General features: G+C 72.3%; 2 protein-coding genes. Both read left to right on the top strand.

Going from position 1 to position 1,137, the window contains the following annotated elements:
• Positions 1–8: 8 nt before the first annotated feature.
• Positions 9–716: a 50S ribosomal protein L25/general stress protein Ctc gene (locus AB0M52_RS34100; protein ID WP_363962027.1), complete on the top strand. Its 708-nt coding sequence runs from the start codon at positions 9–11 to the stop codon at positions 714–716.
• A 109-nt stretch (positions 717–825) separates the two neighbouring features.
• Positions 826–1,137, top strand: a 312-nt coding sequence (pth, locus tag AB0M52_RS34095) for an aminoacyl-tRNA hydrolase (protein WP_363962025.1), incomplete at its 3' end; no start/stop codon positions are given.

The following is a 1,137-nucleotide window of genomic DNA, read 5'->3' as shown; positions in this document are numbered from 1 at the left end:
GTTTCCCCGTGTCCGAGGTAAAGATCAGCGCCGAGCCCCGCACCGAGTTCGGCAAGGGTGGTGCCCGTCGTACCCGCCGGGCCGGCAAGGTGCCCGCCGTGCTGTACGGCCATGGCGAGAAGCCCAAGCACATCGCGCTGCCGGCGCGTGAGTTCGCGGCCGCCATCCGCAAGGGCGGTGCCAACCAGCTCTTCGCGATCGAGGTGAGCGACGGCACGCAGGCGCTGGCGCTGCCGAAGGCGATCCAGCGTGACCCGATCAAGGACACGTTCGAGCACGTCGACCTGCTGCTGGTGCGTCGGGGCGAGAAGGTCACCGTCGAGGTGCCGGTCCAGCTGACCGGTGAGGCGGGCAAGGACACGCTGATCGTGCACGACCACGACACCCTCTCGGTGACCGCCGAGGCGACCAAGGTGCCGGATCACCTGGAGGCTTCGATCGAGGGCGCCGAGCCGGGTGTCCAGGTCACCGCCGCCGACGTCGAGCTGCCGGCCGGCGTCGAGCTGGCCGCCGACCCGGAGCTGCCGGTCGCCACGGTTACCGCCGCGCCGACGGCCGAGCAGCTCGAGGCCACCCTCCCCGAGATCGAGGTGGCCGAGGAGGAGATCGAGGCCGGGGTCGGCGAGGAGACCGCCGAGTCCTCCGAGGGCGCCGAGGCCGGCGAGCCGGCCGCCGCGGGTGGCGAGGAGAGCGCCGAGGCGAAGACCGAGGCCTGATCGGTCCGCAGGCTGTGCGACAGGCGTCCCCGGTTTCCGGGGGCGCCTGTCGGCGTATCGGGGTCGGCCGCTGGGCGGCGGCCCACGCGGGATGACGGAAGGGACGACGGTGACGGACGAGACCGGGCCGTGGCTGGTGGTCGGCCTGGGCAATCCGGGTCGGGAGTACGCGGGCAACCGGCACAACGTCGGGTTCATGGTGGTCGACCTGTTGGCCGGTCGGCTGGGCGGGAAGTTCGGCCGGCACCGGCGGGCGGTGGCGGAGGTCGCCGAGGGTCGGCTCGGCTTCGGTGGCCCGAAGCTGGTGTTGGCCAAGCCGCTGGCCTACATGAATCTCTCCGGCGGGCCGGTGGCCAGCCTGGCGCAGTTCTACAAGGTGTCGCCGGGCCAGGTGATCGCGGTGCACGACGAGCTGGACATC

Origin of the sequence: Micromonospora sp. NPDC051296, from assembly GCF_040682255.1 — a bacterium.
Classification (GTDB): domain Bacteria; phylum Actinomycetota; class Actinomycetes; order Mycobacteriales; family Micromonosporaceae; genus Micromonospora; species Micromonospora craterilacus.
This window is presented reverse-complemented; position numbering and strand designations above follow the sequence as displayed.